Here is a 15989-nt window from a genome sequence, read left to right on the forward strand (position 1 = left end):
CCCTTCCTCCCAACTTAAAGTGCTTTACAATCCGAAGACCTTCTTCACACACGCGGCATGGCTGGATCAGGCTTTCGCCCATTGTCCAATATTCCCCACTGCTGCCTCCCGTAGGAGTCTGGACCGTGTCTCAGTTCCAGTGTGACTGATCATCCTCTCAGACCAGTTACGGATCGTCGCCTTGGTGAGCCATTACCTCACCAACTAGCTAATCCGACCTAGGCTCATCTGATAGCGCAAGGCCCGAAGGTCCCCTGCTTTCTCCCGTAGGACGTATGCGGTATTAGCGTTCCTTTCGAAACGTTGTCCCCCACTACCAGGCAGATTCCTAGGCATTACTCACCCGTCCGCCGCTGAATTCAGGAGCAAGCTCCTGTCATCCGCTCGACTTGCATGTGTTAGGCCTGCCGCCAGCGTTCAATCTGAGCCATGATCAAACTCTTCAGTTCAAACATCTTTGGGTTTTGAGAAAACCCTAAACTTGGCTCAGCAATCGTTGGTTACATCTTTGATTTCTCGCGGAGTAACTTGTGATGCTGATAATCTGTTGACTAGCAGTCTGACTCCACAAGCACCCACACGAATTGCTTGATTCAGTTGTTAAAGAGCGGTTGGTTAAGATCTTTCGTCTCAACCGAGGCGCGCATTCTACAGCAGCCTCATTTGCTGTCAAGTGATTATTTTCAGAAGCTTTCAAAGTTTCCTTTGTAACTTCAACCACTTGCGCTTCAGATCTCTCATCAGCGGGAGGCGAATTCTACAGCGTTACACGCTGCTGTCAACACCTCTTTTTCAACTCCCTTTGCGCTTCGATGAACTGAAGCAACCTGCTGCCGAAAACTGCGTAACTCTTTGTTTACCAAGGAGTTTTCCGTTTCGACTGCGCCGGAAGTGGGGCGAATTATAGACACCTGGAATCTGCCGTCAAGCACTGATTTAGGTTTTCTATCAATAAGCTGCAGAAAGCAGCAAAACGCCCTAAAGGGCGCCTATATAGAGGAGCCGAAACACCCTCTATATAGAAGAGACCTATCAGAGAACGCCAGAAGCCTTGAATGCGGACACCGCCCCGGCATCCAGACCCAACACACGCTGCAAAACTTCAAGCGTGTGCTCACCCAGCAGAGGAGGTGCAAAACGATACTCCACCGGCGTCTCCGACAGTCGAATCGGGCTCGCCACCTGAGGCACCATCCCGGCCAGCGCATGCGGCAGCTCGATAGCCAGCCCACGCGCCTTGACCTGAGGATCGGCAAACATCTGGGCTACGTCATTGATAGGCCCGCATGGCACGCCAGCCTGTTCCAGTTGCGCCACCCATTCAGCGGTAGTCTTGAACACCGTCGCCTGGCGGATCAGCGGAATCAGTAATGCCCTGTTTGCCACCCGCAGCTTGTTAGTGGCAAAACGCGGATCGTCCGCCCACTGCGGCTGCCCGGCCACTTCCGCAAACTTGCGGAACTGACCATCGTTCCCGACGGTAAGGATGAAATCGCCATCCGCCGTAGGAAAATCCTGATAAGGCACGATGTTCGGGTGAGCATTACCCAAGCGTTTAGGCGCATTGCCTGTCGTCAGGTAGTTCATTGCCTGATTGGCCAGACAAGCCACCTGTACGTCCAACAGTGCCATATCGATATGCTGACCACCGCCGTCGTGATCCCGATGCGCAAGCGCAGCCAGGATCGCGACAGTCGAATACAGCCCGGTCAGGATGTCCGTCAGCGCCACGCCAACCTTCACCGGCCCCGCACCCTCTTCGCCTTCAGGTCGCCCCGTCAGACTCATGAGGCCGCCGAGCCCCTGGATCATGAAGTCATAACCCGCACGCTTGGCATAAGGACCGGTCTGGCCGAACCCGGTGATCGAGCAATAGATCAGATCCGGATTGATCGTCTTCAGCGTTTCATAGTCCAGGCCATAAGCCGCCAGACCGCCGACCTTGAAGTTCTCGATCAAGATGTCCGACTTGGCCGCCAGTTCACGCACCAGCTTCTGCCCTTCAGGGCGAGTGAAGTCGATGGTGACAGATTGCTTGTTGCGATTGGCCGACAAGTAATAAGCAGCCTCGCTGGTATTCTCGCCATAAGCGTCTTTAAGGAACGGCGGTCCCCAGGCGCGCGTGTCATCGCCGTTACCCGGACGCTCGACCTTGATCACTTCAGCGCCAAGGTCGGCCAGGATCTGCCCGGCCCAAGGCCCGGCCAGCACCCGCGATAAATCCAGTACCCGTAGATGCGATAGCGCGCCCATGGACGTTCTCCTTAATAGAACGCCTGGAGGCCGGTTTGCGCACGACCGAGGATCAGTGCATGGACGTCGTGAGTACCTTCATAGGTGTTCACCACTTCCAGGTTGACCAGGTGACGCGCCACACCGAATTCATCGGAGATGCCGTTGCCGCCCAACATATCGCGAGCCATGCGCGCGATGTCCAGGGACTTGCCGCAAGAGTTGCGCTTCATCATCGAGGTAATTTCGACCGCAGCGGTACCTTCGTCCTTCATACGACCCAGACGCAGGCAGCCTTGCAGCGCCATAGTGATTTCAGTCTGCATGTCGGCCAGCTTCTTCTGGATCAACTGGGTAGCGGCCAGTGGGCGACCGAACTGTTGACGATCCAGGGTGTACTGGCGAGCGGTGTGCCAGCAGAACTCGGCTGCACCCAGCGCACCCCAGGAGATGCCGTAACGTGCCGAGTTGAGGCAAGTGAAAGGACCTTTCAGACCACGGACGTCCGGGAAGATGTTCTCTTCCGGAACGAACACGTTGTCCATCACGATTTCACCGGTGATCGATGCCCGCAGGCCCACCTTGCCATGAATCGCTGGAGCGCTCAGACCTTTCCAGCCTTTCTCCAGAACGAAGCCGCGAATGTCACCGGCATCGTCCTTGGCCCAGACCACGAACACATCGGCGATCGGGCTGTTGGTGATCCACATCTTGCTGCCGGTAAGGCTGTAGCCGCCTTCCACTTTGCGCGCACGACTGATCATCGCGCCCGGGTCGGAGCCGTGGTTAGGCTCGGTCAGGCCGAAGCAGCCGATCCACTCTCCCGACGCCAGTTTCGGCAGGTACTTCTGCTTCTGCGCTTCGGTACCGAATTCATTGATTGGCACCATCACCAGCGAGGACTGCACGCTCATCATCGAGCGATAGCCGGAGTCGATGCGCTCGACTTCACGGGCGATCAGGCCATAGCTGACATAGTTCAGGCCGCTGCCACCGTATTGCTCGGGGATGGTTGCGCCCAACAGGCCGACTTCGCCCATTTCGCGGAAGATCGCCGGATCGGTCTTCTCATGACGGAAAGCTTCGAGGATGCGCGGCGCAAGGCTTTGCTGAGCGAATTGCGCAGCCGTGTCGCGAATCATTCGTTCTTCTTCAGTGAGCTGTTGATCCAGCAGCAGGGGATCGATCCAGTTGAAGCTAGCTTTACCGCCCATGAGTGTGTCCTCTCGAATCGGGTCAAATAACGTAGGCTGATCCTAGGCCCGGATCGGCGCGACGGCAAACGAGGATTTTGCATACTGTTGTGCTAATTTCTCACTCCGAAACGTCGCAAAAGAGCTTTTATGCGATGTATTAGTGAGGTTGACGTACATGCGCAGAAAGATACCCAGCACCACCGCCCTGATCAGCTTCGAGGCCGCGGCGCGCCACGAGAGCTTCACCAAGGCCGCCCAGGAGCTTTCGCTGACCCAGGGAGCGATTTGCCGACAGATTGCCAGCCTTGAAGAGTTCCTCAGTGTGGAACTGTTCCGACGCTCGCGGCGCGGGGTCAAGCTGACGGAAGCCGGACTCTCCTACAGCCGTCGGGTGGCCACTCAGCTCGATGCCGTTGAGCGCGACACCTTGTCCGTGATGGGCCAGCAGGGCACCAACGTGATCGAACTGGCCGTAGTTCCGACCTTCGGCACCCAATGGCTGCTGCCGCGACTCAAGGATTTCCAGCAGAAACACCCGGAAGTGACGGTCAACCTGACCAACCGCACGCGGCCGTTCCTGTTCGCCGACACGGATTTTGATGCCGCCATCTACTTCGGCGACGCGGATTGGTCGGGTACAGAATCCCACAGGCTGATGGGTGAAAATCCGATGCCCGTTTGCAGCCCCAACCTGCTCGGAAACAAGACCAGTCTGACGCCCGGGGAAATCGCCGACTTGCCTCTTCTGCAACAAACCACTCGCCCCTATGCCTGGCGCCAATGGTTCGACTCCCAACACCTGAATGTCCCGCGAGACATGACGGGCCCCCGCTACGAGCTATTCTCCATGCTCGCCCAGGCAGCCATGCACGACATGGGCATTGCCCTGATTCCACCGTTCCTGATTCAAAGGGAGCTGAAAGAGAAACGCCTGGTGATCGCCAACCCCCAAGCACTGTCCAGTATCAAGGCTTACTACCTGATGATTCCTGAGCGAAAGGTCGAATCCGCGTCTTTAAAGGCATTTCGTGACTGGCTGGTAAATCAGGCGTACAGCTACAGCCTAGAGGGATAAAGGCTCTACGAGGTTACTTGACCCCGTAGTCAGCAAAACAAAAGCCCTACAGATATACGTATTTGTCGCATGACAGCAAACTGTATCGACAAGTCGTACAAACGTCCCACAAGCGCCTGATGACGCGGCTTTGCGCCACTATTTCGAGGCAATGCCGCATCATTCATACGGCCGATGTGTAAATTCTTCAATTTCGGCCAGAATCCTTGAAAAGCACGGTCTGCAAGGGATTGAGCCGGTTGGTTGCGACATTCGGTCACGGGGTGACTTGTAGTTAATTTTCCGTCACCCGTCATAATCCCTTGAAGGGCACAAAGTTCGCCTGCAAAATGCCGCGCCCCGCCCTGATTTGGCGGGATCGTGCTGATCGGCCGCCCCAGCCGCACCATCCGTAGTGCATGGGTTTACTCAATAAGATCACGCAGGAGATTTGACGTGCACATTGGTGTTCCTCTCGAAACCCAGACCGGTGAAACACGGGTTGCTGCAACCCCGGAAACCATCAAGAAGCTGATCGGCCAGGGCCATAAGGTCACTGTACAAAGCGGCGCCGGCATTAACGCCAGCGTTGTCGACAGTGCCTATGAAGCGGCAGGCGCAAGCATTGGCAGCGCCAACGATGCGTTTGCTGCCGAGCTGATTCTGAAGGTGGTCGCGCCCAGCGACAGCGAGCTCGCCCTGATCAAGAGCGGCACCGTAGTGGTGGGCATGCTCAATCCGTTCAGCAATGAAACCATCGCCAAAATGGCCGAATGCGGCATTACCGCCTTTGCCCTGGAAGCCGCGCCGCGCACCTCCCGCGCCCAGAGCCTGGACGTACTGTCGTCGCAAGCCAACATCGCCGGCTATAAAGCCGTGTTGCTGGCCGCGCACTACTACCCGCGTTTCATGCCGATGCTGATGACCGCTGCGGGCACCGTGAAAGCGGCGCGCGTGCTGATTCTGGGTGCCGGTGTGGCCGGTTTGCAGGCCATCGCTACCGCCAAGCGCCTGGGGGCGGTGATCGAAGCGTCTGACGTGCGTCCTGCGGTAAAAGAGCAGATCGAATCCCTCGGCGCCAAGTTCGTCGACGTGCCCTACGAGACCGATGAAGAGCGCGAATGCGCCGTCGGTGTCGGCGGTTACGCTCGCCCGATGCCGGCCAGCTGGATGCAGCGCCAGGCCGCGGCCGTGCACGAACGCGCCAAGCAGGCGGACATCGTTATCACCACCGCGCTGATTCCCGGCCGCAAGGCACCGACGCTGCTCAGCGCGCAAACCGTGGCCCAGATGAAACCGGGTTCGGTGGTCATCGATCTCGCGGCCGCCCAGGGCGGCAACTGCCCGCTGACCGTGGCCGACCAGGTGGTCGTCGAAAATGGCGTGACCATCGTGGGCCCGACCAACCTGGCCAGCGCCGTGGCGGCTGACGCTTCGGCGCTGTACGCCCGCAACCTGCTGGACTTCATGAAACTGTTGTTCGATAAAGAAGGACAACTGGTGATCAACCTTGAAGACGATATCGTCGCCGCGTGCCTGATGTGCCGCGACGGCCAGATCGTGCGCAAGAACGGCTGAGGATAAAAACAATGGAAGACATGCTGATCTCTGACGGTATCTACAACCTGATCATCTTCGTGCTGGCGATCTATGTCGGTTACCACGTGGTCTGGAACGTCACGCCTGCGCTGCACACCCCGTTGATGGCGGTGACCAACGCGATCTCGGCAATCGTGATCGTCGGTGCCATGCTGGCAGCGGCCCTCACCGTGACGCCACTGGGCAAGACCATGGGCACCCTGGCCGTGGCCCTGGCCGCGGTCAACGTATTCGGTGGCTTTTTGGTCACCCGCCGCATGCTGGAAATGTTCAAGAAGAAAGCGCCGGCAAAAGCTCCGGCCGCCAAAGCTGAAGCAGTCAAGGCCGAGGTGCAGCAAGCATGAGCATGAACCTGGTTACTTCCCTGTATTTGATCGCCTCGGTCTGCTTCATCCAGGCGCTCAAGGGCCTCTCGCACCCCACCACGTCGCGCCGCGGCAACCTGTTCGGCATGCTCGGCATGGGCCTGGCGATCCTCACCACGGTCGGCCTGATCTATAAGTTGGGCTCCGAACTGGCCCAGGACGGTATCGTCTACGTGATCGTCGGCCTGCTGATCGGCGGCACCGCCGGTTCGATCATGGCCAAACGCGTTGAAATGACCAAGATGCCGGAGCTGGTCGCCTTCATGCACAGCATGATCGGCCTGGCCGCGGTGTTCATCGCCGTGGCTGCCGTGGTCGAGCCGCAGTCGCTGGGCATCGTCAAGCAACTCGGTGACGCGATCCCGGCCGGCAACCGCCTGGAACTGTTCCTCGGTGCCGCCATCGGTGCAATCACCTTCTCCGGCTCGGTGATCGCCTTCGGCAAGCTGTCCGGCAAGTACAAGTTCCGCCTGTTCCAGGGCGCACCGGTACAGTTCAGTGGCCAGCACAAGCTGAACCTGCTGCTGGGCCTGGCCACACTGGGCCTGGGCGTGACGTTCATGCTCACCGGCGACTACACCGCTTTCGGCGTGATGCTGGCGTTGGCCTTCGTGCTCGGCGTGCTGATCATCATCCCGATCGGCGGCGCGGACATGCCCGTGGTCGTGTCGATGCTCAACAGCTACTCCGGCTGGGCAGCGGCGGGCATCGGCTTCTCGCTGAACAACTCGATGCTGATCATCGCCGGTTCGCTGGTAGGTTCGTCCGGTGCAATCCTCTCGTACATCATGTGCAAGGCGATGAACCGCTCCTTCTTTAATGTGCTGCTCGGGGGCTTCGGCAATACGGCGGACGCGGCCGGCCCGGCGGGTTCGAAGGAAGCCCGTCCGGTGAAGTCCGGTTCGGCCGACGACGCGACCTTCCTGCTGACCAACGCCGACACCGTGATCATCGTGCCGGGCTACGGTCTGGCGGTGGCACGTGCGCAGCACGCGCTGAAAGAGCTGACCGAGAAGCTGACCCATCGCGGCGTGACCGTGAAGTATGCGATCCACCCGGTTGCCGGTCGTATGCCCGGCCACATGAACGTGTTGCTGGCCGAGGCCGAAGTGCCTTACGACCAGGTGTTCGAGATGGACGACATCAACTCCGAGTTCGGCCAGGCCGACGTGGTACTGGTGTTGGGCGCCAACGACGTGGTCAACCCGGCCGCGAAGAACGATCCGAAATCGCCGATTGCCGGCATGCCGATCCTCGAAGCGTTCAAGGCCAAGACCATCATCGTCAACAAGCGCTCGATGGCCAGCGGCTACGCCGGCCTGGACAACGAACTGTTCTACCTGGACAAGACCATGATGGTGTTCGGCGACGCTAAAAAGGTCATCGAAGACATGGTCAAAGCCGTCGAGTAACCCTCTGCGGCAAACAAAAACGCCCCGACTCGTCGGGGCGTTTTTGTTTGCGCAAATCGTCGGACAAACTATCCTTTTGTTACCGATCCGGTAACGGTGTTTTGCTTGAAAGGCCCGGAATAGACGCCTTGATTGCGACCTTGGTAGCGGGACAGAAGCCGGCACAATTCACTAGACTGCACGTCCTGCTACCTGTTGCCCGAGATAACAATCCATGTACCGTGACCGTATTCGCCTGCCTTCGTTGTTGGACAAAGTGATGAGCGCTGCCGACGCTGCCGCTCTGATTGAGGACGGCATGACCGTCGGCATGAGTGGCTTTACTCGCGCAGGCGAAGCCAAGGCCGTCCCCCAGGCGTTGGCCGAGCGTGCCAAGGTCACGCCGCTCAAGATCAGCCTGATGACCGGCGCAAGCCTGGGCAACGACCTCGACAAGCAGTTGACCGAAGCTGGCGTGCTGTCGCGACGCATGCCGTTTCAGGTCGACAGCACTCTGCGCAAGGCGATCAATGCCGGCGAAGTCATGTTCATCGACCAGCACTTGTCGGAAACCGTGGAGCAATTGCGCAACCAGCAATTGAAGCTGCCGGACATTGCCGTGATTGAAGCCGTGGCGATCACCGAGCAAGGGCATATCGTGCCAACCACCTCGGTCGGCAACTCGGCCAGCTTCGCGATTTTCGCCAAGCACGTGATCGTCGAAATCAACATGGCGCACAACCCGAATCTCGAAGGTCTGCACGACATCTACATTCCGACCTACCGTCCGACCCGTACACCGATTCCGCTGGTCAAGGTCGACGATCGCATTGGCAGCACCGCCATCCCGATTCCACCGGAAAAAATCGTCGCCATCGTGGTCACCAACCAGGCTGACTCGCCCTCCACTGTGCTGGCGCCGGACGTCGAGACCCAAGCCATTGCCGACCACCTGATCGACTTCTTCAAACAGGAAGTGGCAGCCGGGCGCATGACCAACAAGCTCGGCCCGCTACAAGCCGGTATCGGCACCATCGCCAACTCGGTGATGTGTGGCCTGATCGACTCGCCGTTCGAAGACCTGACAATGTATTCCGAGGTGCTGCAGGACTCGACCTTCGACCTGATCGACGCGGGCAAGCTGAGTTTTGCCTCGGGCAGTTCGATCACCCTGTCGAGCCGGCGCAATGCCGACGTGTTCGGCAATCTGGAGCGCTACAAGGACAAACTGGTTCTGCGTCCGCAGGAGATCTCCAACCACCCTGAAGTCGTGCGTCGCCTTGGCATCATCGGCATCAACACGGCACTGGAGTTCGACATCTATGGCAACGTCAACTCCACTCACGTCTGCGGCACGCGGATGATGAACGGCATCGGCGGCTCGGGCGACTTCGCGCGCAACGCGCACCTGTCCGTGTTCGTGACCAAGTCGATCGCCAAGGGCGGTGCGATCTCCAGCGTGGTGCCGATGGTCAGCCATGTTGACCACACCGAACATGACGTCGACATCCTCGTGACCGAAGTGGGCCTGGCAGACTTGCGAGGCCTGGCGCCTCGGGAGCGTGCCCGGGTCATCATCGACAAGTGCGTGCACCCGGATTACCGCCAGGCGCTGAATGATTACTTCACCACCGCGTGCGGCATCGGCGGGCACACCCCGCACATCCTGCGTGATGCCCTGAGCTGGCACATCAACCTGGAAGAAACCGGGCAAATGCTGAAGAAGTAATTGGTACAGATAGCAGCTGGCGCAAACACAGTTTCGTCAGCTTGCTCTTACTACTTCACACTCTGAAAAAAACTGTACTACTGTACCGGTAATTTCCTAGGGGAAATTCCTACCTTATCGAGTCAAAACAGCAATTTTGCACCTTAACAGTGCAGATAGGTACAGTTGCCTCAAATTCGACCAGTACACCCCCTATAAACAGTTAACTGAGCTCGCACAATACAGATGAACTGTATCTACAGAGACTAGGCAAACGAGAGGATCATGGGCACCAGTTAAGCCACTACCTAATCCCGCCATAAGCGGAAGGATGAAAACCATGGAACGTACACTCAGTTCCGAACTGTTCTTCGAAGACACCGCTGCAAAAACCCAGGCTTCCCTGCCTCTGCGCGTTATCGCCAACTTGATGCTGTGGCAGCGCCGCATCACCAGCCGCCATCAACTGGCTCGTCTGGATTCGCGCCTGCTGGCTGACGCCGGGATTAGCGAAGCACAACGCTACGAAGAGCTGAGCAAGCCGTTCTGGCGCTAAGTTAGCGTCGCTGGCTCTGACCTGAAGGTCCACCGCCAGCAACCCGAATTGAAAAAACAAAACCCGTCGTGGGAAGCCACGACGGGTTTTGTCGTTTTGGCCTGTCAAATCCGCTTTTACAGTAGGGAACCCTGAACACCAGTACAGTTTGCAAAAACTACAAACTGAATGAGTACAATATCGTCGCAGTGTGTCTGCAACGGAGATTCGACCGGTGTCAGCATGGAGCCCTCCACTTATCAGGACAGGGAACGCGCCATGAGTTCTTTACAGGATGTTTCGACCCCATCATTTCGATCAAGACCTTGCCTGCACTGGGTCAGAGATCTGCTGACAGGATTCTTCGCTAGCCTGGAAAGGGCGAGAACACGACGTTTACTGGCTCAACTCGATGATCGTCAGCTATCGGATCTTGGCATCAGCGACGCTGAGCGCATCAATGAACTGGATAAACCGTTCTGGCGCTGACTGCCTGTTTGCATGACGGGCTGTTCGAACTGACACACTCAGGCCTAATATCAAGTCAGAACGTGGCGAGCGCCAAGCGCCTGGCGTCTGACTTTGCAGACACTGCGCCATTTTTCAACTGGTTTACCCAAAGGAGTTACCCATGTCCCGTCTCCGCCTGCTCAGCGCTGCAGCCCTGTTTGCCGTGGCAGCCAATGCCAGCGCAACCAGCTTCATCGTGACCACCGACGCTGTAGTTAACGCGCTCAAAGCCACATCCGATGCGACCTCCGACGTCATATCGTCGTCCTTCAAGGATGACAAGATCGTCCTCGCGGCCCGTGATGACGCCGCCAGTTTCGTCGCCAGCGAAGGTTCCATTCGCGGAGTGAAACTGGAAAGCGCCATCGACCACATTCACCGCCAGGCGCCACAGCTGAACGCAACCGACGCACAACTGGCGCAGGCGATCCTGACGATCTAAACGACTGCACAAGGCATGGGGCACGCCCGACGTGCCCCAATGTTTCGGCGCTGGCTCTAGAACGGGCCTTGCGCTAGCCTTGGGACTCACTCTCAACTGTCGAGTCTCATGCGTTTTCCTTCAAGTTTCTTGATCGCTCCAGCCTTTCTTACCCTTGGTTACTGCGGATCGGCCCACGCTTATGACGCCTTCAACCTGTCCACCCAAGGCATCGTCGCCAGCGGTTACGCCACAAGTTTGGTGACCTCCGCCCCCTTCGACCATAAACTGCTGCTCGCTGCCCATGATGACGCCGCGGCATTCATTGCCAGTGACGGCCAACTGAGAGGCGCACGACTGGAGTCTGCCTTGCGGTATCTGCGTCGGACCCAGGCAAAACTTCGTGCCAACGACCTTGAACTGGCACAAGCAATTCTCGTCCAATAGTTATCCCTGTTTTTTCTGGAGTCATTCCATGCGTAACCCGCTGATTGCTGCCACCTTAGGTCTGCTGCTGTTGGCCGATGTGGCCCAGGCACATACTCTGGTTGCCACGAGTAATATTCTGATCCGTGCTACCCAGCGCACCCTCGATTTCACCTCCGACACCACTACGTCCATTCGCGATTCGAAAATCGTGCGCGAAGCCCAGGACGATGCCGCCAGTTTCGTTGCCAGCAATGGCGACATTCGTGGCGCTCACTTGGAATCCGCCTTCGATTTACTGCGTACCCGTGTGCCGGAAGCTCGTGACGCCAGTGACCAGGATCTCGCCGAAGCCATCCTCGCACTGTGAAGCGTCAAGGTGCCTGGCTGCTGGCCGGGGCCATGTTGCTGCTCGGCAACACGGCCCACGCTGGCCTTCAATTACAGCTCAAGACCGAAGGTCTGACTCCCGCGCAACAGCAAGCCAGCCAGGCGTTGCTCGATGAAGCCATGCAGGCACTGCCGCCACGCTTTATCGAGCAACTCGATCGACGCATCGACGTCGACTGGACGGATGACATGCCGGGCAACGCCTACGGTCAGGCGTCACTGGTGTCCGAACTCGATCTGAACCGCAACCTGCTGGCCAGCCTCACCGATGGCAGCGCCGCGACCAAGAAAACCCTTCGCCCCCATGGCACCGTGCGCCGGGAAATGCTGGCCACGGTGGTGCACGAGCTGACTCACATCTACGATCGCTCGCGCCTGTGGTCGGATGCCGAACGCAAGCTGATTCAGCGCTGCACCCAGCGCAACAACAGCTCAGGGCTGGTTGGCATTCCCGACCAGTGCCGGGGCCAGTCCGATCGGCGTTTTACCCTCAGTGACGATCCGCGTCTGCTCGACCTCGCCGGCTGGCAGCAATACGTAGGCCGTCGCGGTGAACGCGAACAGCACAATCGCCAGATTGCCCGCAGCCCGGACATCTACGAGACCAGCAGTCCAAAGGAGTTCGTCGCGGTCAACATGGAGTATTTCCTCCTCGACCCGAGCTACGCCTGCCGCCGTCCCTCGCTGTATCGCTACTACCAGGAACATTTCGGCTGGGCGCCTGCCGCCAAAGACACCTGTAGCAAGACCTTCGCGTTCCTCAATGCCGGCAGCGACTTCGCCAAGACACCTTTGGGCCAGGTCGATCCGGAGCGAGTCTATGCCGTTGACTATCTGCTGGCCGAGGCCAACCAGAACCTGTTCAGCCGCTGGGGTCACAGCATGTTGCGCCTGGTGATCTGCGCGCCAGGCCGACCACGCGGACCGGATTGCCGATTGGATCTGGACCAGCATCTGGTGCTGTCTTACCGCGCCTTCGTCGGCGACGTGCAGCTGTCGAGCTGGGATGGCCTGGTCGGTAAATACCCGTCGCGACTGTTTATCCTGCCGCTATCCCAGGTCATCGACGAATACACCAAGACCGAACTGCGCAGCCTGGCCTCCGTGCCCCTGAACCTGTCGCGCAGAGAGATTGAAGACGTGGTCGGACGTGCCGCCGAGATGCACTGGAGCTACGACGGCAACTACTTCTTCCTGTCGAACAACTGCGCGGTGGAAGAGCTGAAGTTACTGCGTGGCGGCACCAATAACCCGCAATTGGTGGGACTCGACAACATCATGCCCAACGGTTTGCTCGAAGTGCTGAAGGGCCGCGGACTGGCGGACGCCAGTGTGCTGGACGACCCACGAGAAGCCTTGCGCCTGGGTTATCGTTTCGACTCCTTTCGCGAGCGTTATCAGGCGATGTTCGAGATCCTGAAAAAGCACTTGCCGATCAAACAGGAAACCGTCGAAGACTGGCTCGAATTGAAAGCGGCAGAGCGTCGGCAATGGTTCGAGCAGGCCGATTTGCGCACCAGCGCGGCGTTGTTGCTATTGGAACAAGCCAGCTTCCGTCAGCAGTTGCTGCTGGCCCAGGATGAAGTGAAGCAGCGCTATCTTGGCGCCCGAGAACTAAAGAATGGCGGCATGGACAAGGCCAACGAGACGCTCAAGGACATTCTGGCCAACAGTGGTTTCCTCAGCCGACCGGCAGAACTGCTGGGCACCAAGGGTTATGGCCTGCCGCAACCGAGCGAGTGGGAGCATCTGGAATCGGAAAGCAGCCAGCGCCAGAAGCAGCTCCTGGCGCTGTCCGGGGATCTGGACAAGGAAGTGAGGGCATTGCTTGAACCAGGCCGCGCCGCCGAAATGGCCGCCAACGAGGCCAACGTGAAGCAGATTGGTGAACACCTGCGCAAACTGCACAAGGCATCAGGCGGGATAGAGTTGCCTTGATACCGCAACCTGTGGGAACGGGCTCGCTCCCACAAGATTTACAGCGTTTAGCCACACATAGCAAAAAGGGCTTCAGAACTCAGTCCTGAAGCCCTTTTTGCTGTTCAGCCTGTGCCGCGCGGCTCTAATTCCACTGTCTCAGGCACTTTACCCTCAGCTGACGCGAGCTTTACGCACGCCGTCCGCCAGTGCCGAGCACAGGCTCAGCACGCCATCCACGGCTTGTTCCGGGGAGGTGGCATTGGCGATGTGATCGATCAACGCCGAGCCCACCACAACACCGTCGGCCAGACGCGCGATGGACGCCGCCTGTTCCGGAGTCCGGATACCGAAACCGATGCTGATCGGCAGGTCGGTATGGCGACGCAGACGGGCGACCGCTTCCTCGACGTGTTCCAGCGTGGCAGCGCCGGCGCCGGTCACACCGGCCACCGATACGTAGTAGACGAAGCCGGAGCTGCCGTTGAGAACGGTCGGCAGGCGCACATCGTCGGTGGTTGGCGTGGTCAGGCGAATGAAGTCCAGGCCCGCGGCCTGCGCCGGGTCGCACAGTTCGCCATTATGCTCTGGCGGCAGGTCGACCACGATCAGGCCGTCAACGCCGGCTTCCTTGGCTTCGGCGATGAAGCGCGGTACGCCGTACATGTGGATCGGGTTGAAGTACCCCATCAGCACCAGCGGTGTTTCGTTGTTGTCCTGGCGGAACTCGCGAACCATTTGCAGAGTTTTCGCCAGATTCTGCTTGGCACCCAACGCACGGATGTTGGCGAGCTGGATTGCCGGGCCGTCAGCCATCGGATCGGTGAAGGGCATGCCCAGCTCGATCACATCGGCGCCAGCCGCCGGCAAGCCCTTGAGGATAGCCAGGGACGTGTCATAGCCCGGGTCACCGGCGGTCACGAAGGTCACCAGGGCGGCACGGTTTTGTTCCTTGAGTTCGGCAAAACGCGTTTGCAGGCGGCTCATCAGTGTTTCTCCTGCTTGGATTGTTCCATGTGGTGCATCACGGTCTGCATGTCTTTATCGCCACGGCCGGACAGGTTGACCACCATCAGGTGATCCTTTGGCAGGGTCGGGGCGCGCTTGAATACTTCAGCCAGGGCATGGGCGCTTTCCAGGGCAGGGATGATCCCTTCCAGGCGGCAGCACTGGTGGAACGCAGCGAGGGCTTCGTCGTCGGTCACCGAGGTGTACTGAACGCGGCCGATGTCATGCAACCAGGCGTGTTCCGGGCCGATGCCCGGGTAGTCCAGGCCGGCGGAGATCGAGTGGGCATCGATGATCTGGCCATCGTCGTCCTGCAGCAGGAAGGTGCGGTTGCCGTGCAACACACCGGGTACGCCGCCGTTCAGACTGGCCGCATGCTTGCCGGTCTCGATGCCATAGCCGGCGGCTTCAACGCCGATGATCTCGACACTCTTGTCGTCGAGGAACGGGTGGAACAGGCCCATGGCGTTGGAACCACCGCCGATGCACGCCACCAGGCTGTCCGGCAGGCGACCTTCCTGGGCTTGCAGCTGCTCGCGGGTTTCCTTGCCGATCACGGCCTGGAAGTCGCGAACCATCGCCGGGTAAGGGTGCGGACCAGCCACGGTGCCGATCAGGTAGAAGGTGCTGTCGACGTTGGTCACCCAGTCACGCAGGGCTTCGTTCATCGCGTCTTTCAGCGTGCCGGTACCGGCTACCACCGGGATCACTTCGGCACCCAGCAGCTTCATGCGGAACACGTTGGCCTGCTGACGCTCGATGTCAGTGGTGCCCATGTAGATCACGCAATCCAGACCGAAACGCGCAGCAACAGTGGCCGTGGCCACACCATGCATGCCGGCGCCAGTCTCGGCGATGATGCGCTTCTTGCCCATGCGCCGCGCCAGCAGGATCTGGCCGATGCAGTTGTTGATCTTGTGCGCGCCGGTGTGGTTCAGCTCTTCACGCTTGAGGTAGATCTTCGCGCCGCCGCAGAACTCGGTCAGACGCTCGGCGAAGTACAGCGGGCTTGGACGTCCGACGTAGTCGCGCTGGAAGTAGGCCAGTTCTTCCTTGAATGCAGGATCTTCCTTGGCCAACTCATATTCGCGGGCCAGGTCGAGGATCAACGGCATCAGGGTTTCGGCAACGTAGCGGCCGCCGAACGCGCCAAACAGGCCGTTGGCATCAGGGCCGTTGCGCAGATTAGTCTGGGTCATGGGGCGCTCCAGTTGAATGCATGAAGTGATGCATAAAG

Annotated in this window: 15 protein-coding genes and 1 rRNA gene; 11 read left to right on the forward strand and 5 right to left on the reverse strand. The window is 58.9% G+C overall.

The annotated features are described in order from the left end of the window. The 3 genes from AC1RP7_RS03160 to AC1RP7_RS03170 all read right to left on the reverse strand — a co-directional run. Window positions 1–449, reverse strand: a 16S ribosomal RNA gene (locus AC1RP7_RS03160); the annotation flags it as partial. A gap of 583 nt (window positions 450–1032) precedes the next feature. Beyond that, on the reverse strand, window positions 1033–2253 hold the full coding sequence (locus AC1RP7_RS03165; protein ID WP_493183440.1) for a CaiB/BaiF CoA transferase family protein: 1221 nt from the start codon (window positions 2251–2253) through the stop codon (window positions 1033–1035). 11 nt (window positions 2254–2264) lie between these two features. Further along, entirely contained in the window at window positions 2265–3446 is a 1182-nt protein-coding gene (locus AC1RP7_RS03170) for an acyl-CoA dehydrogenase (RefSeq protein WP_008053124.1), read from the reverse strand. A gap of 157 nt (window positions 3447–3603) precedes the next feature. Here AC1RP7_RS03170 and AC1RP7_RS03175 point away from each other — a divergent pair, with 157 nt between their 5' ends. From AC1RP7_RS03175 to AC1RP7_RS03225, 11 genes are all read left to right on the forward strand, one after another. Next, complete coding sequence (locus tag AC1RP7_RS03175; RefSeq protein ID WP_218494514.1) at window positions 3604–4503, forward strand: LysR family transcriptional regulator; 900 nt, start codon at window positions 3604–3606, stop codon at window positions 4501–4503. Window positions 4504–4938: 435 nt separating this feature from the next. Next, window positions 4939–6060 (forward strand): Re/Si-specific NAD(P)(+) transhydrogenase subunit alpha, encoded by a 1122-nt coding sequence (locus AC1RP7_RS03180; protein WP_102685615.1) that lies wholly within the window; start codon window positions 4939–4941, stop codon window positions 6058–6060. 11 nt (window positions 6061–6071) lie between these two features. Continuing rightward, the gene (locus AC1RP7_RS03185; protein WP_057712569.1) at window positions 6072–6425 is read left to right on the forward strand and encodes an NAD(P) transhydrogenase subunit alpha part 2; all 354 of its coding nucleotides are present in this window, start codon (window positions 6072–6074) and stop codon (window positions 6423–6425) included. After that, window positions 6422–7858 (forward strand): NAD(P)(+) transhydrogenase (Re/Si-specific) subunit beta, encoded by a 1437-nt coding sequence (locus AC1RP7_RS03190; protein ID WP_057714257.1) that lies wholly within the window; start codon window positions 6422–6424, stop codon window positions 7856–7858. Before AC1RP7_RS03185 ends, AC1RP7_RS03190 begins: the two co-directional genes overlap by 4 nt. Window positions 7859–8072: 214 nt before the next feature. Further along, window positions 8073–9566 (forward strand): succinyl-CoA:acetate CoA-transferase ScpC, encoded by a 1494-nt coding sequence (gene scpC / locus AC1RP7_RS03195; RefSeq protein ID WP_090452357.1) that lies wholly within the window; start codon window positions 8073–8075, stop codon window positions 9564–9566. A gap of 319 nt (window positions 9567–9885) precedes the next feature. Continuing rightward, entirely contained in the window at window positions 9886–10101 is a 216-nt protein-coding gene (locus tag AC1RP7_RS03200) for a DUF1127 domain-containing protein (protein WP_008018491.1), read from the forward strand. A gap of 258 nt (window positions 10102–10359) precedes the next feature. After that, a complete protein-coding gene (locus tag AC1RP7_RS03205) occupies window positions 10360–10569 on the forward strand; it encodes a DUF1127 domain-containing protein (RefSeq protein ID WP_079246815.1) in 210 nt (69 codons plus the stop codon). Between the two features lie 142 nt (window positions 10570–10711). Further along, on the forward strand, window positions 10712–11032 hold the full coding sequence (locus AC1RP7_RS03210; RefSeq protein ID WP_057712572.1) for a DUF2388 domain-containing protein: 321 nt from the start codon (window positions 10712–10714) through the stop codon (window positions 11030–11032). Between the two features lie 108 nt (window positions 11033–11140). After that, window positions 11141–11458, forward strand: coding sequence for a DUF2388 domain-containing protein (locus tag AC1RP7_RS03215; protein ID WP_057712573.1), 318 nt, complete (start codon window positions 11141–11143; stop codon window positions 11456–11458). 28 nt (window positions 11459–11486) lie between these two features. Continuing rightward, entirely contained in the window at window positions 11487–11807 is a 321-nt protein-coding gene (locus AC1RP7_RS03220; protein ID WP_057712574.1) for a DUF2388 domain-containing protein, read from the forward strand. Further along, window positions 11804–13765 (forward strand): DUF7844 domain-containing protein, encoded by a 1962-nt coding sequence (locus AC1RP7_RS03225; RefSeq protein WP_218494517.1) that lies wholly within the window; start codon window positions 11804–11806, stop codon window positions 13763–13765. Before AC1RP7_RS03220 ends, AC1RP7_RS03225 begins: the two co-directional genes overlap by 4 nt. A 153-nt stretch (window positions 13766–13918) precedes the next feature. Here AC1RP7_RS03225 and trpA read toward each other — a convergent pair whose 3' ends face one another. Together trpA and trpB are read right to left on the reverse strand one after the other, a co-directional pair. Next, a complete protein-coding gene (trpA, locus tag AC1RP7_RS03230) occupies window positions 13919–14731 on the reverse strand; it encodes a tryptophan synthase subunit alpha (RefSeq protein WP_090452353.1) in 813 nt (270 codons plus the stop codon). Then, the gene (trpB, locus tag AC1RP7_RS03235) at window positions 14731–15951 is read right to left on the reverse strand and encodes a tryptophan synthase subunit beta (protein ID WP_008002146.1); all 1221 of its coding nucleotides are present in this window, start codon (window positions 15949–15951) and stop codon (window positions 14731–14733) included. Before trpB ends, trpA begins: the two co-directional genes overlap by 1 nt. Window positions 15952–15989: the final 38 nt, after the last annotated feature.

Source organism: Pseudomonas sp. GW822-FHT01E03 (assembly GCF_058802985.1).